28 protein-coding genes are annotated in these 26478 nt (G+C 57.6%); 19 read left to right on the top strand and 9 right to left on the bottom strand.

Annotated features, from left to right (window positions below):
* Positions 1–15: 15 nt before the first annotated feature.
* The 9 genes from ispF (at position 16) to lpxL (ending at position 8397) form a co-directional block, all read left to right on the top strand.
* On the top strand, positions 16–504 hold the full coding sequence (ispF, locus tag ACFIOZ_RS16185) for a 2-C-methyl-D-erythritol 2,4-cyclodiphosphate synthase (RefSeq protein ID WP_386079661.1): 489 nt from the start codon (positions 16–18) through the stop codon (positions 502–504).
* Positions 497–1528: a tRNA pseudouridine(13) synthase TruD gene (gene truD / locus ACFIOZ_RS16180; RefSeq protein ID WP_386079659.1), complete on the top strand. Its 1032-nt coding sequence runs from the start codon at positions 497–499 to the stop codon at positions 1526–1528. The genes ispF and truD overlap by 8 nt, the downstream gene beginning before the upstream one ends.
* Positions 1529–1657: 129 nt before the next feature.
* Positions 1658–2404 carry a 5'/3'-nucleotidase SurE gene (gene surE / locus ACFIOZ_RS16175; protein ID WP_386079658.1) on the top strand — a complete coding sequence of 249 codons (747 nt, stop codon included), beginning with the start codon at positions 1658–1660 and terminating at the stop codon, positions 2402–2404.
* Positions 2391–3068, top strand: coding sequence for a protein-L-isoaspartate(D-aspartate) O-methyltransferase (locus tag ACFIOZ_RS16170; RefSeq protein WP_386079656.1), 678 nt, complete (start codon positions 2391–2393; stop codon positions 3066–3068). Before surE ends, ACFIOZ_RS16170 begins: the two co-directional genes overlap by 14 nt.
* Positions 3065–4024, top strand: a complete 960-nt coding sequence (locus ACFIOZ_RS16165; protein WP_386079655.1) for a DUF368 domain-containing protein — start codon at positions 3065–3067, stop codon at positions 4022–4024. The genes ACFIOZ_RS16170 and ACFIOZ_RS16165 overlap by 4 nt, the downstream gene beginning before the upstream one ends.
* Before the next feature lie 6 nt (positions 4025–4030).
* Positions 4031–5101 carry a peptidoglycan DD-metalloendopeptidase family protein gene (locus ACFIOZ_RS16160; protein WP_386079653.1) on the top strand — a complete coding sequence of 357 codons (1071 nt, stop codon included), beginning with the start codon at positions 4031–4033 and terminating at the stop codon, positions 5099–5101.
* A 163-nt stretch (positions 5102–5264) separates the two neighbouring features.
* Positions 5265–6236, top strand: a complete 972-nt coding sequence (rpoS, locus tag ACFIOZ_RS16155) for an RNA polymerase sigma factor RpoS (RefSeq protein ID WP_088698869.1) — start codon at positions 5265–5267, stop codon at positions 6234–6236.
* Positions 6237–6369: 133 nt separating this feature from the next.
* Positions 6370–7470 carry an alanine racemase gene (gene alr / locus ACFIOZ_RS16150; RefSeq protein WP_386079651.1) on the top strand — a complete coding sequence of 367 codons (1101 nt, stop codon included), beginning with the start codon at positions 6370–6372 and terminating at the stop codon, positions 7468–7470.
* A 12-nt stretch (positions 7471–7482) separates the two neighbouring features.
* Positions 7483–8397: an LpxL/LpxP family Kdo(2)-lipid IV(A) lauroyl/palmitoleoyl acyltransferase gene (lpxL, locus tag ACFIOZ_RS16145; protein ID WP_386079649.1), complete on the top strand. Its 915-nt coding sequence runs from the start codon at positions 7483–7485 to the stop codon at positions 8395–8397.
* Positions 8398–8477: 80 nt separating this feature from the next.
* Here lpxL and speD read toward each other — a convergent pair whose 3' ends face one another.
* The 4 genes from speD to ACFIOZ_RS16125 all read right to left on the bottom strand — a co-directional run bounded on the left by speD (position 8478) and on the right by ACFIOZ_RS16125 (position 11438).
* Positions 8478–9272 (bottom strand): adenosylmethionine decarboxylase, encoded by a 795-nt coding sequence (gene speD / locus ACFIOZ_RS16140; RefSeq protein WP_022522363.1) that lies wholly within the window; start codon positions 9270–9272, stop codon positions 8478–8480.
* The gene (locus ACFIOZ_RS16135) at positions 9269–9697 is read right to left on the bottom strand and encodes an OsmC family protein (RefSeq protein WP_088698865.1); all 429 of its coding nucleotides are present in this window, start codon (positions 9695–9697) and stop codon (positions 9269–9271) included. The genes speD and ACFIOZ_RS16135 overlap by 4 nt, the downstream gene beginning before the upstream one ends.
* Before the next feature lie 77 nt (positions 9698–9774).
* On the bottom strand, positions 9775–10434 hold the full coding sequence (murU, locus tag ACFIOZ_RS16130; RefSeq protein ID WP_386079647.1) for an N-acetylmuramate alpha-1-phosphate uridylyltransferase MurU: 660 nt from the start codon (positions 10432–10434) through the stop codon (positions 9775–9777).
* A complete protein-coding gene (locus tag ACFIOZ_RS16125) occupies positions 10431–11438 on the bottom strand; it encodes an aminoglycoside phosphotransferase family protein (RefSeq protein ID WP_386079645.1) in 1008 nt (335 codons plus the stop codon). Before ACFIOZ_RS16125 ends, murU begins: the two co-directional genes overlap by 4 nt.
* A 70-nt stretch (positions 11439–11508) precedes the next feature.
* Between ACFIOZ_RS16125 and ACFIOZ_RS16120 the strand changes: the two genes are divergently transcribed.
* From ACFIOZ_RS16120 to apaG, 5 genes are all read left to right on the top strand, one after another.
* The gene (locus ACFIOZ_RS16120) at positions 11509–13959 is read left to right on the top strand and encodes an LPS-assembly protein LptD (protein ID WP_386079644.1); all 2451 of its coding nucleotides are present in this window, start codon (positions 11509–11511) and stop codon (positions 13957–13959) included.
* Between the two features lie 48 nt (positions 13960–14007).
* Positions 14008–15033: a peptidylprolyl isomerase gene (locus ACFIOZ_RS16115; protein WP_386079642.1), complete on the top strand. Its 1026-nt coding sequence runs from the start codon at positions 14008–14010 to the stop codon at positions 15031–15033.
* Positions 15033–16100 (top strand): 4-hydroxythreonine-4-phosphate dehydrogenase PdxA, encoded by a 1068-nt coding sequence (gene pdxA / locus ACFIOZ_RS16110; RefSeq protein WP_386079640.1) that lies wholly within the window; start codon positions 15033–15035, stop codon positions 16098–16100. The genes ACFIOZ_RS16115 and pdxA overlap by 1 nt, the downstream gene beginning before the upstream one ends.
* 178 nt (positions 16101–16278) lie before the next feature.
* Entirely contained in the window at positions 16279–17106 is an 828-nt protein-coding gene (gene rsmA / locus ACFIOZ_RS16105; protein WP_211594784.1) for a 16S rRNA (adenine(1518)-N(6)/adenine(1519)-N(6))-dimethyltransferase RsmA, read from the top strand.
* Positions 17103–17480, top strand: coding sequence for a Co2+/Mg2+ efflux protein ApaG (apaG, locus tag ACFIOZ_RS16100; RefSeq protein WP_088698858.1), 378 nt, complete (start codon positions 17103–17105; stop codon positions 17478–17480). The genes rsmA and apaG overlap by 4 nt, the downstream gene beginning before the upstream one ends.
* Here apaG and ACFIOZ_RS16095 read toward each other — a convergent pair.
* Together ACFIOZ_RS16095 and ACFIOZ_RS16090 are read right to left on the bottom strand one after the other, a co-directional pair.
* Positions 17449–18918 (bottom strand): FAD-dependent oxidoreductase, encoded by a 1470-nt coding sequence (locus ACFIOZ_RS16095; protein ID WP_386079638.1) that lies wholly within the window; start codon positions 18916–18918, stop codon positions 17449–17451. The genes apaG and ACFIOZ_RS16095 overlap by 32 nt on opposite strands.
* Positions 18918–19097, bottom strand: coding sequence for a hypothetical protein (locus ACFIOZ_RS16090; protein ID WP_386079636.1), 180 nt, complete (start codon positions 19095–19097; stop codon positions 18918–18920). Before ACFIOZ_RS16090 ends, ACFIOZ_RS16095 begins: the two co-directional genes overlap by 1 nt.
* A 204-nt stretch (positions 19098–19301) precedes the next feature.
* Between ACFIOZ_RS16090 and ACFIOZ_RS16085 the strand changes: the two genes are divergently transcribed.
* Together ACFIOZ_RS16085 and ACFIOZ_RS16080 are read left to right on the top strand one after the other, a co-directional pair.
* The gene (locus ACFIOZ_RS16085) at positions 19302–20135 is read left to right on the top strand and encodes a symmetrical bis(5'-nucleosyl)-tetraphosphatase (RefSeq protein ID WP_386079635.1); all 834 of its coding nucleotides are present in this window, start codon (positions 19302–19304) and stop codon (positions 20133–20135) included.
* A complete protein-coding gene (locus tag ACFIOZ_RS16080; protein ID WP_386079633.1) occupies positions 20135–21262 on the top strand; it encodes a polynucleotide adenylyltransferase in 1128 nt (375 codons plus the stop codon). The genes ACFIOZ_RS16085 and ACFIOZ_RS16080 overlap by 1 nt, the downstream gene beginning before the upstream one ends.
* A gap of 1 nt (position 21263) precedes the next feature.
* Here the strand turns inward: ACFIOZ_RS16080 and folK are convergent, their stop codons facing one another.
* Positions 21264–21812 (bottom strand): 2-amino-4-hydroxy-6-hydroxymethyldihydropteridine diphosphokinase, encoded by a 549-nt coding sequence (gene folK / locus ACFIOZ_RS16075; protein WP_386079631.1) that lies wholly within the window; start codon positions 21810–21812, stop codon positions 21264–21266.
* The gene (gene folB / locus ACFIOZ_RS16070; protein WP_088698852.1) at positions 21809–22189 is read right to left on the bottom strand and encodes a dihydroneopterin aldolase; all 381 of its coding nucleotides are present in this window, start codon (positions 22187–22189) and stop codon (positions 21809–21811) included. The genes folK and folB overlap by 4 nt, the downstream gene beginning before the upstream one ends.
* Before the next feature lie 90 nt (positions 22190–22279).
* On the opposite strand from folB, the gene plsY reads away from it, so the two are divergent.
* Complete coding sequence (gene plsY, locus ACFIOZ_RS16065) at positions 22280–22852, top strand: glycerol-3-phosphate 1-O-acyltransferase PlsY (protein ID WP_386079630.1); 573 nt, start codon at positions 22280–22282, stop codon at positions 22850–22852.
* Here plsY and tsaD read toward each other — a convergent pair.
* Positions 22849–23898, bottom strand: a complete 1050-nt coding sequence (tsaD, locus tag ACFIOZ_RS16060) for a tRNA (adenosine(37)-N6)-threonylcarbamoyltransferase complex transferase subunit TsaD (RefSeq protein WP_386079628.1) — start codon at positions 23896–23898, stop codon at positions 22849–22851. The genes plsY and tsaD overlap by 4 nt on opposite strands.
* A gap of 226 nt (positions 23899–24124) precedes the next feature.
* Here tsaD and rpsU point away from each other — a divergent pair, with 226 nt between their 5' ends.
* Together rpsU and dnaG are read left to right on the top strand one after the other, a co-directional pair.
* Positions 24125–24340 carry a 30S ribosomal protein S21 gene (gene rpsU / locus ACFIOZ_RS16055; protein WP_008956349.1) on the top strand — a complete coding sequence of 72 codons (216 nt, stop codon included), beginning with the start codon at positions 24125–24127 and terminating at the stop codon, positions 24338–24340.
* A 248-nt stretch (positions 24341–24588) separates the two neighbouring features.
* The gene (gene dnaG / locus ACFIOZ_RS16050; RefSeq protein ID WP_386079626.1) at positions 24589–26454 is read left to right on the top strand and encodes a DNA primase; all 1866 of its coding nucleotides are present in this window, start codon (positions 24589–24591) and stop codon (positions 26452–26454) included.
* Positions 26455–26478: the final 24 nt, after the last annotated feature.

Below are 26478 nucleotides of genomic sequence, written 5' to 3'. Positions count from 1 at the left end.
CATTAGGAGCATATAATGCGTATCGGCCACGGATTCGATGTACACCGCTTTGGCCCTGGCGATCATTTAATGATCGGTGGCGTTAAGCTGCCGTTTGAATACGGTTTTGTGGCCCACTCCGATGGCGATGTGCTGCTTCATGCCATTAGCGATGCACTGCTGGGTGCCTGTGCGCTGGGCGATATTGGCCGCCACTTTCCTGACACTGACTCGGCATGGGCGGGCGCTGATAGTCGCGAATTGCTACGCCACGTGGTCATGCTTGTTCAGGAACAAGGCTATGGGGTAGTCAACATCGACGCTACGCTGATGGCCCAAGCGCCCAAAATGGCGCCGCATATCGAAGCCATGCGGGAAGTCATTGCCGCCGACCTAAACGTGGCGCTTGGTCAAGTCAACGTTAAAGCCACCACCACCGAACGGTTAGGCTTCACCGGGCGCGGTGAAGGCATCGCCGCGGAGGCAGTGGTGTTGCTTGACCGTGCTGAGGCGCTTAATGATTAATGTGCCAGCGTGGCAGCGCTGTTTAGACACTCAGTTTGGTGCGCCTAAACCGGGCCAGTACCGTGCTCAGCCGGAAGATTTTTGGGTCGATGAGCAGCTTGATTTTACCCCCGAAGCGCACGGGGAGCATCTGTGGTTGCGAGTTGAAAAGCGCAATCAAACCACGTTAGATGTCGTCAAAACCTTAAGCCGGCTTTGTGGCGTAACGCCCCGTGATATTGGTTACTCCGGCATGAAAGACCGCATTGCCATTACACGCCAGTGGCTAAGTGTGCATCTGCCCGGCCGTGATGCGCCGCCGGAGCTTGAGCAGTCGCTTACTGCGCTGGGTATCACGGTCGTGGAGCAGGCGCGCCACCCCCGTAAGCTGAAACGTGGCGTTCACCGTACGAATCGGTTTGTTTTGCGCTTGAGCGGTGAAGCCATTGAGGGCGATGATTTTATTGGCCGCTGGGAAGCACTCTGTCAGCATGGCGTGCCCAACTATTTTGGCCCCCAGCGCTTTGGCCCGGAGGGACGCAATCTTCAGCGCGCCGAAGCACTACTTAACCGAGGTTGGCGTAAACGCGACGATCGCCAGGGTATGATGCTCTCCACCGCGCGAAGTTTTCTATTTAATGAACTGCTCAGCGCGCGCATCGCCGATGGCACTTGGTCGCAGCCGCTGGCGGGCGATACGTTAATGCTGGACGGCACGCAAAGCGTGTTTCGTATCGATGCCGCTGATGCGACGCTCCAGGAGCGTGCCGCGGAACTGGATGTACATCCCACCGGGGTGTTGTGGGGCGTTGGCGACGCTGGCGAAGGCGACGCTGCTGTTTATGAGGCGCGCTTGATGCAGCACTACCCAGTGTTATGTAGTGGCTTAGAGCGCAGCGGGGTAAAGCAGGCGCGCCGAGCATTGCGTATGCGGCTGCTTAACCCCCAGCTCACTTGGGAACCTGGCGCCGTCCGACTGTCGTTTGCGCTGCCGCGGGGCAGTTTTGCCACCGCTGTGCTTGGTGAACTGATATTAGCGAGCTGACGTTAGTGAACGGGTAGCGGTGGACGGAAATGAGCCGTCAGTGCCTGGATGACTAATCAGGCTTAGAGGTTAGTAAAAGTGATGGATATGAGCCGTCACGTTACGCGCTTATGATCAAGGAGACCCGCCATGCGGCGACTACTGCTTTCCAATGATGATGGTGTGCACGCACCGGGACTGCGTGCGCTGCACGATGCGCTGTTGGCCCATGCCAATATCCGCGTAGTGGCGCCTGACCGTGACCGTAGCGGTGCCAGCAACTCGCTTACTTTGTCACGGCCTCTCTCGTTGACGCCGCTGGATAACGGCTTTTACAGCGTCGATGGTACGCCCGCGGACTGCGTCTATTTGGGCGTTCACGGCGTGTGGGACGAAAAACCTGATTTAGTTATCTCAGGCATCAACCACGGCAGTAATCTGGGTGACGATGTGCTCTACTCGGGTACTGTTGCGGCGGCCATGGAGGGGCGCAATTTGGGGATGACGGCGATTGCCATGTCGCTATGTGGCGAGCGCCATTTCGCGACTGCTGCTCGGGTGGCTGCCACCTTGATTGGTGCTGCGGATCAGCTCTCGCTCCCGCCGCGAACACTGCTGAATGTCAATGTGCCCGATGTGCCCTGGGAGGAGATTAAAGGCGTTAAAGTGACGCGCTTAGGCTATCGTGGGCCGGCAGAGAAGCCGTTGGCGGTTCAAGACCCGCGTGGGCGCACGCGCTACTGGATTGCGCCGGTAGCCGCCAATGCTGATGATGGTGATGATACCGATTTTGCTGCCGTCGAAGCGGGCTATGTGTCGATCACTCCCCTACAAACAGACCTAACGCGGCACCCCGCGCTTAACGATGTGCAGGATTGGTTGGATGTTTTTGCCTGATATCTCTCCAGGAGAGCTGCGCGGTCGCGGCATGACCTCCCAGCGCACCCGTGACCGTATGGTCGAGCGCCTCATGCAACAGGGTATTAGCGACACCCGGGTGCTGGAGGTGATGGCCAGTGAACCGCGTCATCTGTTTGTTGACGAAGCGCTGGCCCATCGCGCGTATGAAGATACCGCGCTGCCGATTGGCTTTAGCCAAACGCTCTCGCAGCCGTTCATTGTGGCGCGGATGACAGAGCTCGTGCTGCGCGCCGCGCCGCATAGAGTGCTCGAACTGGGAACAGGGTCTGGCTATCAGACACTTATCCTGTCGCGATTGGTCGAAGAGCTCTACTCCATCGAGCGTATCAGCGCACTACACGAGCGAGCGGCGGAGCGCTTAAGACGGCTAGCAGCACCTGCCACCCTGGCGGTGGCAGACGGTGGTTTTGGTTGGCCTGACGCCGCGCCGTTTGACGTTATTTTACTCACCGCCTGTGCTCAGACGGTGCCGACCGCGCTACTCGAGCAATTGAGTCACGATGGGGTGCTCATCGCCCCGATAGAAGAGCCCGATGGCAGCCAGTGGCTTACCCAGATAAAGCGCATCGGCAGTGCCTTTGAAAAACGTCGGCTTGAACCCGTGCGTTTTGTACCCTTACTGCAAGGAGTAGTGGATTGAAGCGGCAACCCTTGGGAATATTTTTAAGAGGCGCAGGGATGGGTGCTGCCGATGCGGTGCCCGGCGTGTCGGGAGGAACAATTGCGTTTATTAGCGGTATTTATGAAGAGCTGATCAACACCATCAAGCAGTTTGGCCCCAGCGCCATCAGCGCTTGGCGACGGGGTGGCTGGCGGGCTCTGGGCAATCATTTGAATCTGGCCTTTCTGGTGCCTCTACTGGCGGGGGGCGCGGTTAGCCTATTTAGCGTGGCGCATTTAGCACTCTGGTTGATGGAAGCGCATCCGCTGCTGCTGGATGGGTTCTTTTTCGGTTTGGTCGCTGCCTCTGCACTGGTGGTGTGGCGAGCGAGTAAGGGCTGGAAGCTATGGTATTTATTGCCGCTACTGGTGGGGTTAGTGCTCGCCCAGACGTTGCCAGGCATGATGCCACTGGTGTTATTAATAGGGAATGAAGCCCTGGTAGTGATGGTGGCAGGCTGCATCGCGATTAGCGCCATGCTATTGCCGGGTGTTTCAGGCAGCTTTCTATTGCTGACCATGGGGCTCTACGGCACCATCATGGGCGCAATTCGCAGCTTTGATATGGGTATTATTATACTGTTTGGCATGGGCTGTATGGTGGGTTTGGCACTGTTTTCACGGCTGCTTGCCTGGCTGTTACGACGTCATCACACCTCAACCATGCAACTGCTATTGGGGTTTATTGTCGGTTCGCTACCGGTTCTCTGGCCATGGCGTGAACTGTTACGCTATCAAATCGGGCCAGAGGGGCGAATGATTCCTCTGGAGTACCGCTATTTATTGCCCGCTGACTATGCTGCATTGACCGATGCTTCGGCACAAGTGGTCGGTGTTGTCGCACTAATGGCCGTAGGTGCTCTTATTGTCGTGTTACTCAACCGATATGCGGATCGTCGGCCAATCGATACCCAGCTTGGCGCTGAAAAGGAGTAGGTTTATATGCGTAAAGGTTATCTACCTAAAGCAATGATGATGTCGGCGCTGGCACTGGCAATTGCTGGCTGTGCCAGCCAGCAAGGCGGAAGCCCCCAGGTGCGGGATTTAAGTCAGGCTCGCCAGGCGGTGGAAAGCTCGCCCCAATATACGGTCAAAGCCGGCGATACCCTGTATGGCATTGCGTGGCAGCATAATTTGGATTATCGCCAGCTCGCGGCAATGAATAACATTAATCCGCCTTACCAAATCCGGCCAGGACAAACCATTGCCCTGCGCGAAGGCGCTGCGCCAGCGGCCAGCAGCAACCAGTCCGCTGCGAGTACCTCAGGTGGCAGTGGCGCTGTGGCGAGAGGGCTAAGCCCGCAGACCGCTTCGGTGGCAAGTGATGACCAGGAGCTGGATTGGTTGCTGCCCGATGAGTCGGCGATTGAGCGTAATCGGCGCCTTACGGCTGAACGAGAGGCCTTAGATGCAGCAGAGCAAGTGGCTGAGCCCGCCAGTAGCCCTTCGTCTAAGCCCCAGCCTGAAGTGGTCGCCGCAGCTGACCCAGAGCCTGAGCCCGCCCAGCCTGCGCCAAAGCCAGAACCAGCGCAAGAACCAGAACCGCAGCCAGCGTCTGAACCTGAACCCCAGCCTGAAGCCTCCGCTCCTGCTCAAAGCGCCAGCGTAGACCGCTCTTCGCGCACCTATACGCCCGCTGAAAACATCGCCTGGCAGTGGCCTGCTAATGGCAATGTAGTCGGAGAGTTTGGTCAGGGTAATAGCATCACCGCTGGGATTGATATCGCCGGTGAAAAGGGGCAACCTGTAAAAGCGGCAGGCCCCGGCATCGTGGTCTATGCGGGCAGTGGTGTCAGGGGGTATGGCAACCTCATCCTACTCAAGCACAACGATCAATTCCTGAGTGCGTATGCGCATAATGACAGCTTACGGGTCAGTGAAAATGATGTGGTCGAGGCCGGCGAGGTGATTGCCACAATGGGGGATAGCGATGCAGAAAACGTCAGATTACACTTTGAGGTTCGCCGTGATGGGCAGCCGCAAGATCCCATGGATTTTCTGCCTTCCCGCTAATGTCCTCACAGGGAGGGTGAGCCGTCTGCGTATGACTTCGTTGCCCGAATCGCTGCATTCGAGCGTCATATAACAATTGTCACATAACAATATGGTGTGCGTCCTTGAACGCACCCCTTTGACTTTCTAAATGGCGGGTAGGCGACAAACGAGGGGTAAGGCCATGAGTATGTTGGAGAAAGATCTACAGGAGGTTGACCTGGATGCTGCTGAGGAGGCGCTTGATGATACTGATGATGTCACGGTAGAAGAAGACGCTTTCGAAAAGGCACTAGGGCGCGAGGATCGTCAATCGACCCAAAGCTTGGATGCGACGCAAATCTACCTCAACGAAATCGGCTTTTCGCCACTGTTAACGCCAGAAGAAGAAGTATATTACGGTCGCTTGGCGCGTAAGGGTGACCCCTTGGGTCGCTCGCGGATGATTGAATCCAACCTGCGGCTGGTGGTAAAGATTGCCCGTCGCTACCTGAACCGTGGCTTGACGCTACTGGATTTGATCGAAGAGGGCAATTTGGGCTTGATTCGCGCGGTGGAGAAGTTCGACCCCGAACGGGGCTTCCGTTTCTCGACCTACGCGACTTGGTGGATTCGCCAGACCATCGAACGCGCGCTGATGAATCAAACACGCACCATCCGCTTGCCGATCCATGTGGTCAAAGAGTTGAATATTTACCTGCGTGCGGCGCGGGAATTAACTCAAAAATTTGATCACGAAGCCACCGCTGAAGAGATCGCCGATCACCTGGATAAACCGGTCGATGTGGTTAAAAAGATGCTCGGTCTTAATGAGCGCGTGTCGTCGGTGGATTACCCCATGGGGGGCGAGAGCGATAAGCCACTGATCGATACGCTGGCGGACGACGAAGTGCAGGGCCCTGAAGCACGCTTGGTGGACGGTGACGTCAAAGAGCATGTGGATCTGTGGCTGGACGAGCTGAGTGAAAAACAGCGTGAAGTGGTGGTGCGCCGTTTCGGCTTACGCGGCCATGAGTCGGCCACTCTGGAAGAAGTGGGTGCCGAAATTGGTTTAACCCGCGAGCGGGTTCGCCAGATCCAGGTCGAAGCGCTCAAGAAGCTGCGCCGTGCATTGGAAAAACAGGGTCTTTCTTTAGAAGCGCTGTTTGAAACCTGAGTGATTCTTCGGTGCAAGTAACTTGCGCCTTCCCTCTAAGCCGGGCGAGTGACATTGAGCGCTTACCCGGCTTTTTATTGCAAAAATGTTGATTAATAAGCTTTTATTGCTAAATCAGTAAGTGAGAAAGCACATGCGACCCCTTGTGGCCGATATTGATCTGGACGCTCTGCGTCACAACTATCAATTGGCGTGCCGCTGCGCGCCCCAAAGCCGCTCAGTGGCGGTGATTAAAGCCGATGGGTATGGGCATGGCGCGCTGGCCTGCGCTCAGGCGCTGGAGAGCTTAGCACCGGCGTTTGCCGTCGCCTGCATTGAAGAGGCGCTTAGCCTGCGTGAGGGCGGCATTACCCAACCCATTATCCTATTGGAAGGTATCTTCAGCGCCGACGAGCTGACGCTGGTGGACACCCACGGCTTCTGGATTACGGTGCACAGCCAGTGGCAGGTCGATGCCCTGCTAGCCGCTTCACCGCAGACGCCGATACCCGTCTGGTTGAAAGTTGACTCCGGAATGCACCGCCTCGGTTTTGCTATCGACGAGGCCGCCGCCATCTGGCATCAGCTTAGCGCCGCGCCGAGTGTGGCTTCGCTCCATCTCATGAGTCACTTTGCCAGCGCCGATTCCCGTGATGACGGCTACTTCAAGCAGCAAATGACCCGGCTGCAAGGGCTTGCAAGTGAGCTGGCAGCGCCGTTGTGCCTGGCCAACTCACCCGCCACCCTGGCGTGGCCAGTGGCCCACGGCGATTGGAACCGGCCAGGGGTCATGCTCTACGGCAGTGACCCCCTGGAAGAGGCCAACGACATCACCCAGCAACTGCAACCGGTTATGACGCTACGCTCGGAAATCATTGCCCTGCGTGAGCTGGAAGAGGGGGAGCCCGTGGGCTATAGCGGTCGCTGGCGTGCGCCGCGGCGTTCACGCATTGCTGTGGTTGCCTGTGGCTATGGCGATGGCTACGACCGCCATGCCCGCGATGGCACGCCGGTGCTGGTCAACGGCCAACGCTGCGCCATTGCCGGTAAAGTCTCTATGGATATGTTGACCATTGACGTGACGGATGTGCCTGATGTCGCGATCGGCAGCGAGGTTGTTCTCTGGGGCAGAGCCAGCAACGGTGAAGTGCTGTCGGTGGATGAAGTGGCCCGCTATTGCGATACCATCAGCTATACGTTGCTCACAGGGGTACTGCCCCGGGCGCCGCGGCGTTATTATGGGCGTTTTGCTTAAACGGTTGTTTGCATGTCGAAATCACGTTACCCGCGCTCGTTCGCCCACCCGCGATACTGGCCCACATGGCTGGCTATTGGTGCCATGTATATCGCTGCCTGGCTACCATGGCGTTTGAAAATGGCCATCGGCAAAGGGCTTGGCCTACTGGCTTGGCGCTTTGCCAAGCGTCGTCGGCATATTACCGAAACCAATATAGCGCTCTGTTTCCCCGAAAAAAGCCCCGAACAGCAGCGACAACTGGTCAAAGATACCTTTATTGCCAATGGCATTGGCCTGATTGAAACCGCTACGGGTTGGTGTCGAGATAGCGAACCTCTGCGCCACCGGGTCACTTATATCGGCGAAGAGCATATAGCTCGCGCCGAAGCCCGTGGCAAAGGGGTAATCATCGTTGGCATTCACTTCTCTACTCTCGATTTAGGCGGTGCCCTGCACTCACTGTTTTTTTCTGCCGATGTCGTTTATCGCCCACATAACAACCCGCTGTTTGAGCGCTTTATGACCCGGGCCCGTAGACGCATTTTTGGGCAGGCGATTGACCGTCATGATCTGCGCGGTGTGGTGCGACAGCTAAAAGCGGGACGCATGGTTTGGTATTCACCTGACCAGGATTTTGGCCGTGATGTGAGTGTGTTTGCACCGCTATTTGGCCAGCCGGCAGCCTCCATTCGTTTGACGGCCAAGCTTGCGCGAATGACAGGTGCACCGGTGGTGCCGATGATGTTCCATCGCAACCCGGATAATGCGACGTATACGATTGAAAGCCTGCCAGCGCTGGAAGGCTTTCCCAGCAAGGACGAAGTAGCCGATGCCACACGGATCAATCAGTTTATTGAGCTGGCCATTCGCAAGCATCCAGAGCAGTACCTGTGGCTGCACCGGCGCTTTAAGACTCGCCCCGAAGGCGAGCCTAGCGTTTATTAACCATTCCCTGCAGTCATAAAAAAAGCCAGCGTTCGCTGGCTTTTTGGTGTTCTGGTGCTGCGGTAATTCCAGATGGGGGCTTAATCCAGATTGCGGGAGTAGAAAATCTCCAGCATCTCTTTACGCAGACGGCCCTCGATGTCACGGGCCTCTTCAAAGGTAATGTCGCGACGCGACGTGCCGAACAGGTAGTTATCCAGTTCGAAGTCTTTGAGCAGCATCTTGGTGTGGAACATGTTCTCCTGATACACGTTGACGTCCATCATCTGGTACGCGTTCTTGGTGTCTTCAGCGAGGTAGTCTTGAATGGAAGTAATACCGTGATCGATAAACAGTTTCTTACCATCCACATCGCGGGTAAAGCCGCGTACCCGGTAATCCATGGTGACGATGTCAGAGTCAAAACTGTGAATCAGGTAGTTCAGCGCTTTTAATGGGCTGATATGACCACAGGTGGAGACATCGATATCTAGGCGGAAGGTGCTAATGCCGTTGTCGGGGTGTGACTCGGGGTAGCTGTGTACGGTAACGTGGCTTTTATCCAGGTGCCCAACCACTGTTTCCGGCAGCGGGCCGGGCCCCGGCTCAATCTGCTCAGGTGCCGCCTCGTCAAGCTCATGCTCGGCAATCAAAATCGTCACGCTAGCGCCGTGGGGTTCATAGTCCTGGCGGGCGATATTGAGTACGTGAGCACCGATGATATTAGTGACGTCTTTAAGAATTTGCGTTAGACGCTCAGCATTATAGAGCTCATCGATATAGTCGATGTAAGCCGCTGTTTGCTCTTCGGTTTTGGCATAGCAGATGTCATAAATATTAAAGCTCAGCGAGCTAGTCAGGTTATTAAACCCGTGGAGTCGGAGATTGTCTGTCACGTCCGAGCCTCCTCCATAATCTCAAAGGAATGGGTGATCTTAACGCCGCCGTTAACGAGCATTATCGATGCACTACAGTACTTTTCCGCGGAGAGTTCAACCGCACGGGCAACCTGCTTCTCTTTCAGCGCGCGCCCGGTTACCACGAAATGGACATGGATCTTGGTAAACACGGCAGGCACTTCATCGGCGCGTTCGGCATCCAGCTCAGCGACGCAGTCGGTTACATCAGCACGTGCTTTATCAAGAATATTCAGAATATCAAAAGCGGTGCAGCTGCCCATGCCCATCAGCAGCATTTCCATTGGGCGAGGCCCTGTGTTGCGGCCGCCATGGTCGGGCGGGCCGTCGATCACAACGCTATGCCCGCTACCGGATTCCGCCACGAATTGGCGGCCTTCTGTCCATTTTACCCGTGCTTTCACGCGGCTCTCCTCATCTAGGCGACGATAGGTAAGTCGCGCAGCATAACATTTCTTGGCCTGCGCGCCCCACCAATTGCTCAGCTCTGTAGCTGGTTTTCCAGTGCTGCCAGCCGTTCCGGGGTTCCCACGTCGACCCAGTGCCCTGCGTACCGTTCGCCGCTTACCCGTTGGTTATCAATAGCGTCTCTCAGGAGTGGCGCCAAGGCAAAGGCTCCCTGAGGCTGATCGGCTAATAGGGCAGGGTGAATCACGCTGATACCCGCATAGGTCAAGCGCTCAGGGCTGGTTTGATTTACGCGCCCGCCCACCAGTCCAAAATCCCCATTCGCATGGTGAGAGGGGTTTTCCACTAGCACTAGATGAGCCAGGTCGTTACCTTGTAGCGCGTGCTGGTCGGGGAGTGCTTCGCACCAAACGTCACCGTTAACCAGCAGAAACGGCGCCTCGCCAAGCAGCGGCAGTGCTTGCTGAATGCCCCCGCCGGTTTCCAGAGGCACTGCTTCCCGACTCCAGTGAATGCGCACTCCATAGGCGTCACCATTGCCGAGCGTGTCAATAATCTGCTCGGCACGGTAGCTGACGTTGATGACAACCTCATGAATACCCGCCTGGCGAAGCCGCTCCAGGTGGTGCACGATCAGCGGTTTGCCCGCTATGGGTAGCAGCGGTTTGGGGCAGTGGTCAGTGAGTGGTCGCATCCGCTTGCCCAGGCCCGCGGCTAAAATCATCGCTTTCATAACACTTCCGCTAATCGTTGCATAATGGCAGGCCTTAAGCAGCGGTTGACCCACTCGGCGAACTCAGCCTGCTCGGTCAGGTGCGAAAGGCTATCTTCCAAATGGTTCAGAAAGTGCGGTAAGCGCTCCAGATAGCCACTTTTTTGATCGCGCAGGGTTAAACGGCAGAAAATTCCCAACACTTTTAGTGAGCGCTGAGCGGCCATAGCGTGGCACTGGGTGAGAAAAGTGGCAAAATCCACGCTGCTGGAAAGTCGGCCGTCGCTGCGCGCCTGGCGATAAAAAGTATCGACAAAGTTGGCAAACTGCTCGCTGTTAAAGCGGCAGTAGCGCCCCCGCAGCAGCGAGATCAAATCATAGCTAAGCGGGCCCGCCACGGCGTCCTGAAAGTCGATCATAAACAGCCGCTGTTCATGTACCATCAGGTTCATGGCATCAAAATCACGGTGCACAGTGACCACCAGCTGCGCTAAGGCGTGCTGGATTAGCTGCTCACGAACGGCGTACCAACTGTCCGGCGGTGGCAGCGTTAACCAGGCGCTGAGACACCACTCGGGAAACAGGTCGAGTTCACGGCCCAGCAGCGCCGTATCATAAGCGGGGAGTGCGTCAGGGCCGGCACGGTTTTGCAGCGCGGCGATCAGCGTGAGAGCCTGAGTGTGGTAAGCCTGGGTGGTAGCGTCGTCACTAAATAGATGCTGTAGCGGCGTATCGCCCAAGTCTTCAAGCAGCAGAAAGCCATCCGCCAGGTTGGCCGCGTGCACCTTGGGTACCGGCAGCCCGGCGCTGCGCCAGCGCTTGGCGATGTTAACAAACGGCTGGGAGTCCTCTTGCTCAGGGGGGGCATCCATGACCACTTGGGTGGTGCCGTCGGGTAGCGTAAGGCGAAAATAGCGCCGGAAACTCGCATCGCCCACGGCGGATGAAAGCGAAATATCGGCCTGGGATAGGCCATTTTGTTGGGCAGCCCACAGGGTGAGGGCGTTAATCCGATATGAGGACATGCAAGCTCCTTGCTGGTCGGGCATCATGCGGGCTGTATAATACCGATTCTGGATGCCAAGGATAACGAACATGGGCAAGCGATTTTCGCGCACCTTGCCGGTTGCGCATACGCTAATGGGCAGTTTGCTTGCTAGCGCCTCGTTTACGGCGGTGGCTCAGGGTCAAACCATGTCCGCTGAAGCGCTGGATTGGCAACCCTGGGGAAAAGAAGAAGCGGCTACTCAATTGTGCCGTGGGCGCTATGTCATGCCCAGCTACCGTTTGCCAGCGGAGGATAACCCGGAAACTCTCTCGCTGGAGGCCAGTGACGTTGATTACGACGCCAACGGCGAGGCGTTGCTGCGCGGCGATGTCGTCCTGCGACGCGGCAGTGAGGAAGTTCAGGCGGAGCGGGTGTTCTTACCCGCCGACCGCCAGCAGGTCGATGCTGAAGGCAACATTGCCATACGTGACGGGCGCGCTTTAGTGCGTGGCGAGCAGGCGATGCTCCGGCTAAACGAAGACCGGGCCACTCTGGGCAACAGCCACTATGTGCTCTACGAGCAGCATTTGCGCGGTCAAGCCAGTGAGCTGGAGCAGACCGGGGAAAACGAGTATCGCCTGCAGGGCGCAAGCTTTACTACCTGCGACCCAGGCGCCAATAGCTGGCAGCTTGTCAGCAGTGATATTCGTTTGGATCAAGCTTCAGGCTTTGGTACAGCCCGTCATGCGCGCCTTGAGGTAAAAGATGTACCGATTTTTTACTGGCCATGGCTGCGCTTTCCCATTGATGATCGCCGCCATACCGGGCTGCTATCGCCATCGATCGGTTTTTCCACGGACGGTGTCGACTACGCTCAGCCGTTTTACTGGAATATTGCCGCTAACCACGATGCGACGATTACGCCGCGCTGGATGAGCGACCGCGGGCTGTTGATGAACGGTGAGTACCGCTACCTGTTCGAGGAGAGCTCGGGCATCGTTGAAGGCGGCTATTTAAACAGTGATGACGGTGGCTCTGGCGGCGGAGAAAATCGCTTCGAGGGTGATGATCGCTGGTATGTGGATGCCCGCCATGCAGGGCGGGTGAACGAGCGCAGTAATTACCGGCTTCGCTACGGTGCGGCCAGCGACGGTCGCTATTTCGATGACTTTGGTGGTGAGTTTGGCGACAGTGATCGCGACAGCATGGAGCGATTGGCCCAGGTCGATTACCGCGGCCAGCGCTGGCAGTTGGACGCCCGCGCCCAGGGTTTCCAGCGCCTGGAAGACCCGCTTAGCGATAGCGACAAACCCTTTTACCAACTGCCGAGCCTGAGCGCCAATGCCAACTGGCAGTTCGACAACGGGCTCTATACCCAGTGGCGATCAAACGCGACCTATTTTTGGCGCGACGTGGATGAGCGCCGCGTGCCGGAGCGTGAAGCGGCCACCGGTAGCCGTTTGCACCTCATGCCTGCGGTTGGCTGGCGCTTTGAGCGGCCCTGGGGTTACCTGGAACCGCGCACCGAGCTATGGAATACCGCCTATGAACTGGATTATGGCGAGCGCGATACGCAGCGTAGCGACTCACCCAGCCGAAGCGTTGCGCTGACCTCTATTGACAGCGGTCTGGTCTTTGAGCGTGAGCTGGCACTCGGTGGGCGGGAGTACCGCCAAACGCTGGAGCCGCGTTTGAACTACGCCTACGTGCCGCGCACCGATCAGAGCGAGCTGCCTGACTTCGACAGCCGCGAGCGCGCTTTCTCCTGGGATCAACTCTGGTCAGCCCAGCGCTTTTCCGGCACTGACCGGGTGGGTGATCTCAACCGGCTCTCTTACGGCGTCCAGTCTCGGCTACTGGAAGATGCGTCTGGTCGTGACCGGCTCTCGTTCGGGGTAGGCCAGAGTGTTTACTTTGCCGACCGCCGCATTGATAGTGAAGGCGATGCCGATACGCTGCCGGATCGACCGGAAGATAACCCTAGCGTTAATCCAGAAAGCCGCTACCAAGCCACTCGGGATCGTTCGCCGCTGGTCAGCCGGCTGGACTGGCAGATCAATGATCGCTGGAGCAGTGGCGCAGAATGGCTCTACGATGATTACCGTGAACGTACTGAACGCTCCAGCATTGATGTAGGTTATCGGCACCCGGAAGGGCACGTAGTGAACCTTGGCTACCGTTGGGAGATCGAAGGGTTCGACCCGGGTGTATTGCCGGGCGACGATGGCTTCCGCGACTATAACCGCGAAGAGTGGGATCTCTCGTTTGCCTGGAAAGCCACGACTAACATTGATTTGATTGGCCGCTACCTGCACGATCAAACCAATGAGCGCTCCCTCGAGCAGTTGGCCGGCGTGCAGTGGAATAACTGCTGCTACGGTCTGCAGCTGGTGTGGCGCGAATGGGTAGACGACAATGACACCGCACCCATTGATGATGACTTTAATGATCGTGGGCTATTTTTGCGCTTCGTATTCCGTGGCTTAGGCGGCGTTGGTCAGGATGCGGATAGCTATTTTGAACAGACCATTCCTGGCTATCGTCCGACTGCTCTGTAAATGACTTCCATCGAATGGCTAATGAAGCTAATTAAAGAGACGTTTGTTATGAAAATGAGAAAGCCCCTGCTAGGCCGTATGAAACAGCTCTCTGCGGGTAGCCTGCTCGCGCTGTGCGTAGGTGCAGGCCTTGCGCTGGCCCCGCTTGCACTGCAGGCGCAAAACTTCCAATCCACCCAGCGCCAGGCGTTAGACAGTGTGGTGGCGGTGGTTAACGACAATGTGATTATGCGCAGCGAGCTTAATGACCGTATGGCGCAAATTGAGCAGCAGGCGCAAGCCCAGGGCGGCAACCTTCCGCCGCGCTCCCAGTTGGAGCGGCAGGTGCTTGAGCGCATGGTGATGGAAGAGATTCAGCTGCAAATGGCTAAAGATGCCAATTTGAGCATTGATGACACCGAACTCAACAGGCAGGTTCGCTCGATTGCTGAATCCAACGGCATGACGCTGGATGAGTTTGCCGATGCCGTGGAAGCCGACGGCATGACGCTGGCCAGCGTGCGTGAAGACATTCGCCGCGAAATGTTGATGCGCCAAGTGCAGCAGCGGCAGATCAGTAACCGCGTATCGGTCAGTGACCGCGACGTCGAGCGCTTTCTGAATCAGCAGCCCGGTCAGTCCAGCGAGCAGAACTTTATTGAAGAGACCCGTGCCCGCCACGTGCTGATTGCCCTGACCCCTAATCGCGATGAAAACCAGGCCCGTGCACGCGCTGAAGAGGTGCGTCAGCGTTTGGCACAGGGCGAGGATTTTGCCTCAGTAGCCCGTGAGATGAGTGACGACAGCGGAACGGCCCTCAACGGCGGCGAACTGGGCTGGGTGCGCCCAGGGCAGACCGTTCCCGCCTTTGAAGAGGCGATGCGTGAGCTGGACGTTAACCAGATATCCCAGCCGGTACGTTCTCAGTTTGGCTACCACGTGATTGAGGTAGAGGAGCGTCGTCGTCAAAACGTTACCCAAGAGAGCCAGCGCGAGCAGGTGCGTCAAGCGATCTTCCAGCGTCGCGCTAACGAAGAGTTAGAGACCTGGCAGCAAGAGGTGCGCTCTCAGGCCTTTGTTGATATTCGACTCTAATGGTAGCGGGCGCTTTATCAACCGATAACGCTTTGCCGGTGGTCGTGACCACTGGCGAACCGGCAGGTGTCGGCCCAGAGCTAACGCTCATGCTGGCGGCTCGGGGTAAGCTGCCTGAAAACACGGTGGCGATTGGCGATCCGGATATGCTGCGCCAGCGCGCAACCGCGCTGGGGCTCAATATCACCATTAATGTGTGTTCGCCCGGCGAGCCTCCAAGTGGCACCAATGGGTTGAGGGTTTGGCCTGTCGCACTGAATGCGCCTGCTACACCCGGCGTGCTCAATCCCGCCAATGCTGATTATGTGCTGGCGACGCTGTCACTGGCCGTGGACGCCTGCCAAAAAGGTTTGGCTTCCGCCATGGTGACGGCGCCGCTGCACAAAGGCGTGATCATCGAAGGCGGCCATCCAGGCTTTACCGGCCACACCGAGTGGTTGCGCGACGCCTGCGGCGTCGATGAGGTGGTGATGATGCTTGCCACCGACGCGGCACTGCATGCGGCGTCATCCAGCTGGCAGGGCAATGGCGACCTGCGTGTGGCGCTGGTGACCACTCACTTGCCGCTGCGCACCGTCGCCGACGCTATCACCTTTGAGCGGGTAACGCGTATCAGCCGCTTGCTGGCGGCCGATTTGCAGCGCCAGTTTGGGATTGCCCAGCCACGCATTGCGGTGTGCGGCTTAAACCCCCATGCTGGTGAAGATGGTCACCTGGGGCGCGAAGAGCTGGATGTGATTATTCCCGCGCTTGATGCACTGCGCGCTGAGGGAGTGGATATCCTTGGCCCGCTGCCTGCCGATACGCTGTTTACACCCAGGCATTTGGCGGGTGTCGATGCAGTGCTGGCGATGTACCACGACCAGGGCTTGGCGGTGTTAAAATACGCCGGCTTTGGTCAGGCCGCTAACATTACTCTGGGCTTGCCATTTGTACGCACTTCGGTCGACCATGGCACCGCACTGGATCTGGCAGGCAAAGGCGTGGCAGACCCCGGCAGCCTAAACGTCGCTATCACCCTTGCGCGCCGTCTAGCCGCGCAGCGGTTGTCTGCTGCTGAAATTTAATTCGGTGCCAGGGTAGGTTGTAGCGAGGGTCTTTTTCCAGGGATGGAAAAAGTAGCGCCCAAGGACGGGTTCACAGCGCCCTCGCGGAAACCTACCCTGGTACTGATGCGAGCAGACAACCTGTTGCAACAGTGCTACCTACTTCCGATTGAATCCGCACTTCAAGGAACACCGTTTGATGTCTACTGTGCCCCAACACCGCGCTCGTAAACGCTTTGGTCAGAATTTTTTACGCGACCTTGGCATTATTTCGCGGATCGTTCGCGCCGTTGGCCCGCGCTCAACGGATCGCCTGGTCGAAATCGGCCCGGGCCAGGGCGCCCTGACCGAGCCGCTGCTGGAAGCCGCGGGGCATTTAGAAGTGATTGAACTCGACCGCGACCTGATCCCAGGTCTGCGGGTGCAGTTCTTCAACTACCCCGAGTTTGTGATTCATGAAGGCGACGCGCTGAAGTTCGATTTTGCCGCGCTAAAAGGCGATGGGCCTGCGCTGCGCGTGGTAGGCAACCTACCTTACAACATCTCCACACCGCTGATCATTCATCTGCTGGCGGCAGGAAGTGCCATAGAAGATATGCACTTTATGCTGCAAAAAGAGGTGGTTGAACGTTTAGCGGCAGAGCCCGGCGGTACCGACTGGGGGCGCCTGTCGGTGATGGCCCAGTACTACTGCCAGGTCGAACAGCTGTTTATTGTACCGCCCGAAGCCTTTGTGCCACGACCCAAAGTCGACTCGGCCATCGTGCGCTTAACGCCCCATGAAACGTTGCCCCATACCGCGGAAGACCCCGCGCTACTGTTTGAGCTGGTAAAACTCGCCTTTGGCCAGCGGCGTAAAACGCTACGCAATAACTTCAAAGGGCGGGTAACTGCCGATACTCTGGAAGACCTGGGCATTGACCCCATTCGCCGTCCGCAAACCTTGACCGTGGCGGAGTACGTGGCCATTGCCAACCGTGTTACCGCCGACGAGCAGGCAAACGGTGAGCGGGGCAGCCAAACGTGAGTGACCTAGCGATCAAAGTAAGCGTTGTGCCTGACTACCGTGCCGATGAGTCAAATGATGGGGAGTCACGCTACGTATTTAGCTACACCGTGACCCTCCAAAATCAGAGTCCTCATAGCGTTCAGCTTATGGCGCGCTACTGGAAAATTACCCAGGGAGGCGGCGAGTACCAAGAAGTGCGCGGCAAAGGCGTCGTCGGTCAGCAGCCGCTGATCGGGCCCGGCCAGAGTTTTCGTTACACCAGCCGGGCGATTCTCCAGACCCCAGTAGGGGTGATGGAGGGCGCCTATACACTGTTAGACACCTCCACCCAGCGTGTTTTTGAGGTGGCGATTAACCCATTTAGGTTGGCTGTGCCGCTTCAGCTCCATTAGGCGTTAGCCTACTCTCCAGATGGTCGCAAAGCCGCAGGGCCAACTGCACAAGGGTTAACGTGGGGTTGGCATGCCCTGCGCTGGCAAAAACGCTGGAGCCCGCCACATAGACGTTATCCTGGGCAAACAGGCGACAGTCGGCATTAACAATGCCTTCCTCTGCATTCAGGCTCATGCGCGTGCCGCCCATATGGTGGCGCCCCGCCAACTCGCCCTCGCTGGGCAGTTCCACAGGCGTAGCGGCGAGCCAGGGCTCCATTTGCAGCCTACCCACCTCGTTATCGCGCAGATACTCCCCCAGCAGCAGCATGCTTTCGCGAATGGTGCGGCGATCCAGCTCAGATTGCCGCCACACCAGCCGGCTACGCGGCACCCCCAGCTTATCCAGCTCATCGCTTAGCTCAATACGGTTGTCATAGCGCGGTTCTTGCTCCCAGGCGGCTCTTAGCACGGCGCCGTGGATGACTCGGCCTTGAGCCTGCCAGACTCGCAGTCGGCCGGCCAGCGTCGGCGCCTGGTCGGCGAGCTCGTCAATCAGCTCCTGGGTGGCTTCAGCGTTCATGCGGTGCAAACGCAGCCCACAATTAAGTATTTGCCGTGCGTTGATGGCGTCAGCGGTAGGGGAGAGGAAAACATTGTACTCGTCGTCCAAGCCCAGTGCTGCTGGCTCAAATAGCAGCGCCTTGCCCACCGTGGCATGGGGGTGCTCCATCCAGTAGCGCCCCAGGGTATCGGCTTGGGGTATTAGCTGGCCATTTAGTTGCTGGTTGCACCACAGCAGCAGGCGCGAGTTTTCGATGCCGCCGCAGGCCAGTACAAAGTAGCGCGCCTGAACCTTGCGGTAGTCGCCCCGGTAATTGCTAAAAGTGGCGCTGGTGACTTTGCCCGCCTGGCTTTCCAGTGCCACCAAGTTGGCTGTTAGGCAGCACTCCAGAGTGGCCGAATCGCTCAGCGTAGCGGCATACTTCTCCTTCATGCGTGTGGGGTGGCCCAGCGAAAAATAGATGCGCTTAAACCCCGCCTCTGGGATTAAATAATCGGCTGGCGTAGGCTCTTGTCCTAGCATGTTAATGGCAGTGCTGTAGTAAGGAGCCAGCGCATCGCGGCCTATAGGCCAGGCCGTTTCGCTGGCGGCGGCTTTGGCATTGAAGTCGTAGCGATCCAAAGGGCGACAAATGCCGCCCCAGTGGTTGGTCGACCCGCCCAAATGGCGCAGTCGAGCGCCATACAGGGGAATATAGGGGTCGCCGACGACGTCGCCCCGGTAGCACTCCTGGGAGCGTTCGCTGTAGTCCGCATCGCCACCTTCACAGAGCAGTACCCGGTGGCCTCGCTCCGCTAGGGTTACGGCTATGGAAATGCCCGCCGCACCCGCGCCGATAATACAGACATCCCAGGCGTCGCTGTGTTCGTTGATATCCTCAAAGGCGATATACATCAGCGGTCACTGCTGCGCAGTAACCAGCCATTAACCGTCACCGCTACGGGGGGAGGGCCAAGCTTGGCTGCAGTGGCACGTGCGGTAGGAAGAAGCGCTGTGCCGGGAAGTATGAGGGTAGCAAGGCCCGCCAGTGTTGCAACTCGCAGCAGGCTGCGTCGAGAGTGATCCATTGCCATAGGCGTATCGTTTTCCTTAACAGTTATTACCAGGTGGCTAACTAACTATCGAATGGCTTAAGAGTATCAAAGCGTACTTTTATAGTGAGCCAGGTTCACTCTTTTAACCAGTATTAATCATCAACATAAACCGTCTACAACAGGCAGAGGGTATCGGTGAAGTGGTAGTATTAGTCCACTTATTTTATGAAAAAGGCCTCCCGCATGAGTACCTATGCGATCGGCGATCTGCACGGCTGTCACGCCGAATTTGTAGCCCTTCTAGAGAAGCTCAGCTTCAACCCCACACGGGATACGCTATGGCTGGTCGGGGATTTAATTAATCGTGGCCCAGGCTCTTTAGCGTGCCTGCGCGAAGTGCGCGCGCTGGGTGGCGCTGCCCGCAGCGTATTGGGCAACCACGATTTCCATTTGCTGGTGGTGGCCCGCGGTGGCGGCAAGCTGAAACAAAACGATACCCTGAGCGGTATTCTTGATGCCCCTGACCGCGAAGCGCTGCTGGATTGGCTACAGAGCCAGCCGCTTAGCGTGTTTGAAAACGGTACGCTGATGACCCACGCGGGGCTGCTTCCCCAGTGGAGCGTTCCTCAGGCTGATGCGCTTGGGCGGGAAGTACAGGCGGTGCTTGCTAGCGAAACATCCGGTGATTTTTTAACCCAGCTGTTTGGCAACCAGCCGGATGCCTGGCGCGACGATCTAGACGGCATGGATCGTCTGCGCCTGATTGTCAATGTACTCACCCGCATGCGCTTTATTGATGCCGAGGGGCGTTTGGACTTTGCTGCCAAAGAGGGGCTGGATAGTGCGCCTTCAGGTTTTCTGCCCTGGTTTCAATACCCGCGAAATGATAATACCCGGCTGCTTTTCGGCCACTGGGCGGCACTGGAAGGAAGAACCCCCCAGGCGCGGGTGCCCGTCGAGGCGTTGGATACGGGATGCGTTTGGGGTGGGCGGTTAACCGCGCTCAATCTGGACAGCGGAGAGCGAATCAGCGTGGCGAGCCAGCAACGGAGCAGACAGCAACGGAGCAAACAGTAGTGAAAGAGACCAATAGCGATCCACGTTTAGCGGGCTTGAGCGTGTATCGGGTGGGCGGCGCCGTGCGCGATGCGCTGCTGGGCTGGCCGGTCTATGACAATGATTGGGTGGTGGTGGGCGCTACGCCAGACGCCATGCGCAAACGTGGCTTTAAACCCGTGGGGCGCGACTTTCCGGTCTTTCTGCATCCGGATACGGCCGAGGAGTACGCGCTCGCCCGCACCGAGCGCAAATCTGGCCATGGTTATGGCGGGTTTGAAGTGCACGCCAGCCCCGATGTCAGCCTGGAAGAGGATCTTTTGCGACGGGATTTAACCATTAACGCCATTGCCCAGAGCCCCGAGGGTGAATTAACCGACCCGTTTAATGGTCAAGGCGATATCGAACGGCGCGTGCTTCGGCATATCTCTTCTGCGTTTAGCGAAGACCCGCTGCGGGTACTGCGTACCGCACGCTTTTTGGCCCGTTATGCAGCGCTGGGCTTCACCATTGCCCCTGACACCCTGGCGCTGATGCGCCAGGTGAGTCATAGCGGTGAACTTGAGCACCTAGCCGCTGAGCGGGTGTGGGTTGAAACGGAGAAAGCGCTGGGAGAACCAAGCCCAGATGTCTATTTCACGACCCTTGAACGTTGCGAAGCGCTCAGCGTGTGGTGGCCTGAATTGGTGGGTGCGGCGCTAGTGAAGGGGCTGGAAGCGATGGCTCAGGTGCCTGATAACGGTATGTTCCCACTGGCACACTGGCGCTACGCTCAGTTGGTGTCGCCGCTAAGTGCTGCGCAACGTGATGCCCTGTTGGAGCGACTCAAGCTGCCCAATGCGGTTGCCCAGTTAGCTCGCCATACCGCACTTACTTATGCACTAATAGCCAACCCGTTAGAGGGCGTCAGGGTGCTGCATTGGCTGGAGCGTTTGGATGGCTGGCGTAAGCCAGAGCAGGTCGACGCCCAGCTAGGGCTAGTCAAGGTGCTGGCGCCTGAGCAGACTGGTCGGCTTGAAAGTGCCTGGCAAGCTGCGCAGGAGGTTAGCCCTCAAACACTGATGGCCGAGGGTTATCAAGGGGCTGCGCTGGGCGAAGCTATACGTGAGCGCCGTGGACAGGCCGTGGAAGAGGCGCTAGCTAAATAGCTTATCTGCGTGTTGCTGCCATCAGCGGCTGTTCGTCAGCTTGGGAGATCCAACGGCCACGCCAACTGAAGTCCACCGCCCAAAGGCGTTGGCTGCCAAGCTCAAAGGCGCTCCATAGCACGTCATAGGGAGTGCCACAGCGGGGATGGCGCTGTTCCGGTAGTAGCTCGGCAAGGGGCTGTAACACAAACGCATTATGGGTGATTTCGCCGCGCGGTAAGACAACATCATCAACGGTGCCACAGAGGTTGCCTACAGTGAGTAGGTCGATATCCAGCGCGCGGGGGCTAAATTTGGCGATGTCGGGGAGGCGGCCATGCTCTATTTCCAGCTGCTTACCCCATGCCTGCAGTTCGCCAGGCGTCCAATCGCTATAGAACGCCACCACCAGGTTATAGAAGTTGCGGTTGTCGGCGAAGCCGACCGGCTCGCTTTCAAACACGCGAGAGATTTTCAGGGGGCCGAAAGTATCTGCAAGCGCATCAAGGCAGCAGCGAATATGCCGTATGGGATGAATATTGCTGCCTAAGCTGACGGTTACCAGGTTCATGCGTGGGTCTCCTGGGCTGCCTCCGGCAGGGCGCCGCGAGTAATTTCCAGGCCGACGCTGGCGGCGTTGGGAACCGCCCCCGGTTTACGTACCGTCAAGCGCAGCCAGCTGATGGGGAATTCCGTACGCAGGCACTCAGCAAGACGTTCGGCAAAGGTCTCGACCAGAGCGAACTGATGGGCATCGGCAAACTGCTGAATGCGCTGGCAGATAGCGGCGTAGTCCAGGGTAAGGCGTAAATCGTCGGTGGCGGCCGCCGAGCGAATGTCGGTCGCCAATACCAGGTCTAAGCTTAGTGACTGTTGAATCGAGCGCTCCCAGTCGTAGACACCAATCACGGTATCGACGCTTAACGCTTCAATCAAAATGCGATCCATCCAGCTTCCCCCTGCGGTAACAAGCGGGCGATTGTACGTTAGGATGGGGGGAAACGACAGTATATCGGGCCACAAAGCGAGCATGGCACCATGGTATGGATAGTGGTGGGGTATTTAAGTGGCAGTTGGCTGGCAGCGCTAAGCGTTTGCCGCCTGGCGGGGGTGGGCGATCCCCGCCAATTCGGCTCGTTTAATCCCGGCTTTTCCAACGTGCTGCGCTTATATGGGCCCCGTTTAGCGGCAGCCACGCTGCTGTTAGATGCCTTAAAAGCCATGCCTGCTGTTTTGGGCGCAAAGCTGATGGGCTGCCCAGTCTGGCTGCAGGGCGTCGTGGGATTGGCAGTGATGCTAGGTCACAGCTTTCCCGTTTGGCATGGGTTTCGTGGTGGTAAAGCGGTCGCCAGTGCCTTTGGTGTCCTGCTGGTACTGGTGCCTCAGGTAGCGCTCTTGAGTGCATCGATATGGGCGCTGCTGGCGTGGCGATTAAAAACGGCAGCGCTGGCCTCGCTGGTGAGCGCACTCGTGGCGCCACTGGCTTGTGCCTGGCTAGCGCCGGAGTACGTCGTGGTGGTAGGTGGATTCAGCCTGCTAGTGTTGGCCCGTCATGGGCTTAACATTCGCCGTCTTCGGCGCGGTGAAGAGCCGCCGTTTCGTGATTCTTAGTGTGAGGCTGGCGGTGTCAACTTATCCAGCGGCCAACGGGGCGTCGCTTGCATCATTCCAGGGGTGTCGCGCTCGCCTGCTGCCAGGCGTTGAGCGCCTACATAAGCAATCATAGCGCCATTGTCGGTACAGAATCGCCCTCGTGGATAGTAAGCGCGGGCCTGGCGTTTCTCACACGCTGCTTGTAATCGTTCGCGCAGGCGATGATTGGCACTCACTCCGCCTGCCACTACCAAGCGCTTCAAGCCGGTTTGATCCAGCGCTCGACGACACTTGATCACTAGGGTATCGACCACGGCCTCTTCAAAAGCGCGGGCAACGTCGGCACGCGCCTGGGCGTCGAGCTCACCGGCTGTTTCCAGTTGGCGAATGGCCGTCATGGTGTGGGTTTTTAACCCCGAAAAACTGAAGTCTAGCCCTGGTCGGTCGGTCATAGGGCGCGGGAAGCGAAAACGTTTGGGGTCGCCCTGTTCCGCTAACTTGGCGACCTGGGGGCCGCCTGGGTAGGCCAGCCCCAGCATCTTGGCAGCTTTGTCAAAGGCTTCACCTGCGGCATCGTCCACCGATTCGCCTAGCAACTGATAGCGCCCCAGTCCTTTAACTTCAACCAGTTGGGTATGGCCGCCGGATACCAGCAGCGCTACGAAGGGGAATTCTGGAGCTTCTTCTTCCAGCATCGGAGCCAATAAATGGCCTTCCATATGGTGTACGCCGAGCACCGGAATATTTAAAGCGCGTGCCATGCCGTGAGCCGTACTGGCTCCCACCATTAATGCGCCAACCAGGCCGGGCCCTGCGGTGTAAGTGATGCCATCCAGGTCGCGGCGCGTCAGCTTGGCGTCGCTAAGTACCTGCTCAATCAGCGGCAGTAGCTTGCGGGTGTGATCGCGAGAAGCGAGCTCGGGCACCACGCCGCCAAATTCTGCATGCATGGCGATTTGGCTATACAGCGCATCGGCAAGCAGACCCTTGCCGCCGGTTAACGCAGTGTCGTAAAGCGCGACACCCGTTTCGTCGCAGGATGTTTCAATGCCCAGAACACGCATATAGAGGGACTCTCAAAGGCTATTCAAAAGATGTAAAAGTGAAAAAAACATAAGGCCAGTAGTCTAACATTGTCGCAGCAAGTCAGCGTAAGCATTTGCAAAGATGGCCAACGGCGACTAAACTACTGTGCGCTGTAAAACTGGGTCGTACACCGTGTTCTAAAATGTAATATCGCAGTGTACGTACTATCCGAACTCAAGACTCCTTAAGGTAGGTGAGTGCTTAATGCCTTCTGTAAAAGTACGTGATAACGAGCCGTTTGACGTCGCCCTGCGTCGCTTCAAGCGTTCTTGCGAAAAAGCCGGTGTTCTTTCTGAAGTACGCCGCCGCGAGCACTACGAGAAGCCGACTGCTGAGCGCAAGCGCAAAGCGGCAGCTGCCGTAAAACGCCACGCTAAGAAAGTTCAGCGTGAGCAAAAGCGTTTCGAACGGCTCTATTGATCCGTACCCGAGGGGGCCGGAGCAGTTAGCTGGTCGTCTCAAGAGGGATGCCAAGCGGCCGCCACTAGGTGGCCGTTTGTTTTTGACTGTTATTTTTAAAGCCATCGTTTTTCAAAGCAATCGTTCAAGAGTGTCGCTGTTTAAGGTGATCTGGCAATGGGCCTGATGACGTTAAGCAGGGTGGTTAAGAGCGGTTTTTAAAAAACAGTCTCGAAAGTTAGCGCTTTGCGCGAGGATGCCCGTAGTTCATGGCAGGCCAAATTCCACAGCGTTTCATTGATGACCTGTTAGGCCGCGTTGATGTGGTCGAGGTGGTTGGTGAGCGTGTGCAGCTTAAAAAGGCTGGCCGCAACTATTCCGGGCTATGTCCCTTCCATCAAGAGAAAACCCCATCGTTCACCGTCAGTGCTGATAAGCAGTTTTATCACTGCTTTGGCTGCGGAGCTAATGGTAATGCACTACGCTTCTTGATGGAGTACGACAAACTACCGTTTCCAGAAGCGGTAGAGCAGTTGGCTGGACACCTGGGTATTGAAGTGCCGCGGGAAGGCGCTGATGACCCGCGTGCTCAGCAGCGTGAAAAGAAGCGCAAAGAGGGCGTCAACTTGCTCGAGCTCGCCGCCAGTTTTTATCGCGAGCGGTTAAAGATGCAGGAGGGGCAGTCTGCCCAGCGCTATTTGACGGGGCGTGGGCTTTCGGACGAGGTGATCAAGACCTATGGCATTGGCTATGCCCCGGCTGGTTGGGAGGCACTGAAACAGCATCTCAGCGAGCGCGGTATTGGTGAGCCAGTGCAGGTCGAGTACGGCCTGTTGATTCACCGCGAAGATACTGGGCGTACCTATGACCGCTTTCGCGATCGGGTAATGTTCCCAATTCGCGATCTGCGTGGTCGCACGATTGCTTTCGGCGGCAGGGTGATGGGGGATGATCAGCCCAAATACCTTAACTCGCCGGAAACGCCGGTGTTCCATAAAGGTCGTGAGCTATACGGCTTGTATGAGGCACGCCAAGCTTCGAGCAAGCTTGAACAGCTGGTTATGGTCGAAGGCTATATGGATGTGGTGGCGCTGGCGCAATACGGTATTCATAACGCCGTGGCCACGCTGGGTACCGCCACCACGGAAGACCATTTGACCCGTCTGTTTCGGTTGGTGAGTCGCGTGGTGTTCTGTTTTGACGGTGACCGTGCAGGCAGACAGGCTGCCAGCCGGGCGCTGGAAACCGCGCTGCCACAAATGATTGATGGTCGTGAAGCGCGCTTTCTGTTTCTGCCCGAAGGGGATGACCCGGACACCCTGGTGCGCCGTGAAGGCACCCAGGCATTTCAGGATCGTGTGACCTGTGCCATGCCGCTGTCGGAGTTTCTGTTCGAACAGGCGGCCCAGGGGCGCGACTTGAATACCGTGGAAGGGCGCGAGCGGTTTGCCAGTCAGGTGCTCGAAGCATTGAACAAAGTGCCTGAAGGCATGCTCAAATCGTTACTGCTAGAGTCATTGGCAAAGCGTAGCGGGTTGGCGCAAGAGCAGTTGAAAGTGCTGCTTGAAAAGCGGGCCCAGGCATCGCAGCGATCCGTCACCAAAGGTGATGTATCTCAGGAGCAGTCAGAGCAAGGGGAGCCTGATGCGGCCTCATCCGCGCCCGGCGCTGTTTTAGCAACGTCAGCCCGCTCATCGCGCTCACGTTCCCAAGCGCTCTCCCCGGTTGGGCGTATCGTGCAGCTGTTACTGCATGAGCCCAACCTGGTGGCCACGCTGCCTGATCATTTGGAGTGGTTGCCGGAAGATGATGATGCGCCGCTTTGCCGAGAGTTGATTGAACTGCTCAAGGCGGGTCGCTACCGCAGCCCACAGGTGGTGTTGGCGCATTTTCAAGGCAGTCAGCAGGGGCAGGCCTTGGCGGTCTTTGCCAAGCGCGAGTTATTGATTCCCAAAGCAGATCGGGAAGCGGAGCTGCAGGGCTTGGTGGAACATTTGCAGTACGTTCAGCGTCAGCGTTCTCCCCAAGAGGAGTACACGGCGTTGCTGGCGCAGGAGCGCGCCGGGCAAAAGTTGGATAAGGAGCAGCGCCAGCGTTTGGCAAGTTTGGTAATGGAGCTTGCCCAGCGCCAATGAGGCGGTGTCTTGGGCGATGGGGGT

It is taken from the genome of Vreelandella sp. F11, assembly GCF_042466685.1.
In the GTDB taxonomy this organism is placed as follows: Bacteria; Pseudomonadota; Gammaproteobacteria; order Pseudomonadales; family Halomonadaceae; genus Vreelandella.
This window is presented reverse-complemented; position numbering and strand designations above follow the sequence as displayed.

What these genes read in the sequence shown, in the direction of transcription:
- ispF (WP_386079661.1), top strand. Translation starts at nt 16, where the DNA reads ATGCGTATCGGCCACGGATTCGATGTACACCGCTTTGGCCCTGGCGAT.
- truD (WP_386079659.1), top strand. Translation starts at nt 497, where the DNA reads ATGATTAATGTGCCAGCGTGGCAGCGCTGTTTAGACACTCAGTTTGGT.
- surE (WP_386079658.1), top strand. Translation starts at nt 1,658, where the DNA reads ATGCGGCGACTACTGCTTTCCAATGATGATGGTGTGCACGCACCGGGA.
- ACFIOZ_RS16170 (WP_386079656.1), top strand. Translation starts at nt 2,391, where the DNA reads ATGTTTTTGCCTGATATCTCTCCAGGAGAGCTGCGCGGTCGCGGCATG.
- ACFIOZ_RS16160 (WP_386079653.1), top strand. Translation starts at nt 4,031, where the DNA reads ATGCGTAAAGGTTATCTACCTAAAGCAATGATGATGTCGGCGCTGGCA.
- rpoS (WP_088698869.1), top strand. Translation starts at nt 5,265, where the DNA reads ATGAGTATGTTGGAGAAAGATCTACAGGAGGTTGACCTGGATGCTGCT.
- alr (WP_386079651.1), top strand. Translation starts at nt 6,370, where the DNA reads ATGCGACCCCTTGTGGCCGATATTGATCTGGACGCTCTGCGTCACAAC.
- lpxL (WP_386079649.1), top strand. Translation starts at nt 7,483, where the DNA reads ATGTCGAAATCACGTTACCCGCGCTCGTTCGCCCACCCGCGATACTGG.
- murU (WP_386079647.1), bottom strand. Translation starts at nt 10,434, where the DNA reads ATGAAAGCGATGATTTTAGCCGCGGGCCTGGGCAAGCGGATGCGACCA.
- ACFIOZ_RS16125 (WP_386079645.1), bottom strand. Translation starts at nt 11,438, where the DNA reads ATGTCCTCATATCGGATTAACGCCCTCACCCTGTGGGCTGCCCAACAA.
- ACFIOZ_RS16120 (WP_386079644.1), top strand. Translation starts at nt 11,509, where the DNA reads ATGGGCAAGCGATTTTCGCGCACCTTGCCGGTTGCGCATACGCTAATG.
- ACFIOZ_RS16115 (WP_386079642.1), top strand. Translation starts at nt 14,008, where the DNA reads ATGAAAATGAGAAAGCCCCTGCTAGGCCGTATGAAACAGCTCTCTGCG.
- pdxA (WP_386079640.1), top strand. Translation starts at nt 15,033, where the DNA reads ATGGTAGCGGGCGCTTTATCAACCGATAACGCTTTGCCGGTGGTCGTG.
- rsmA (WP_211594784.1), top strand. Translation starts at nt 16,279, where the DNA reads ATGTCTACTGTGCCCCAACACCGCGCTCGTAAACGCTTTGGTCAGAAT.
- ACFIOZ_RS16095 (WP_386079638.1), bottom strand. Translation starts at nt 18,918, where the DNA reads ATGTATATCGCCTTTGAGGATATCAACGAACACAGCGACGCCTGGGAT.
- ACFIOZ_RS16090 (WP_386079636.1), bottom strand. Translation starts at nt 19,097, where the DNA reads ATGGCAATGGATCACTCTCGACGCAGCCTGCTGCGAGTTGCAACACTG.
- ACFIOZ_RS16085 (WP_386079635.1), top strand. Translation starts at nt 19,302, where the DNA reads ATGAGTACCTATGCGATCGGCGATCTGCACGGCTGTCACGCCGAATTT.
- folK (WP_386079631.1), bottom strand. Translation starts at nt 21,812, where the DNA reads ATGAACCTGGTAACCGTCAGCTTAGGCAGCAATATTCATCCCATACGG.
- folB (WP_088698852.1), bottom strand. Translation starts at nt 22,189, where the DNA reads ATGGATCGCATTTTGATTGAAGCGTTAAGCGTCGATACCGTGATTGGT.
- plsY (WP_386079630.1), top strand. Translation starts at nt 22,280, where the DNA reads ATGGTATGGATAGTGGTGGGGTATTTAAGTGGCAGTTGGCTGGCAGCG.
- tsaD (WP_386079628.1), bottom strand. Translation starts at nt 23,898, where the DNA reads ATGCGTGTTCTGGGCATTGAAACATCCTGCGACGAAACGGGTGTCGCG.
- rpsU (WP_008956349.1), top strand. Translation starts at nt 24,125, where the DNA reads ATGCCTTCTGTAAAAGTACGTGATAACGAGCCGTTTGACGTCGCCCTG.
- dnaG (WP_386079626.1), top strand. Translation starts at nt 24,589, where the DNA reads ATGGCAGGCCAAATTCCACAGCGTTTCATTGATGACCTGTTAGGCCGC.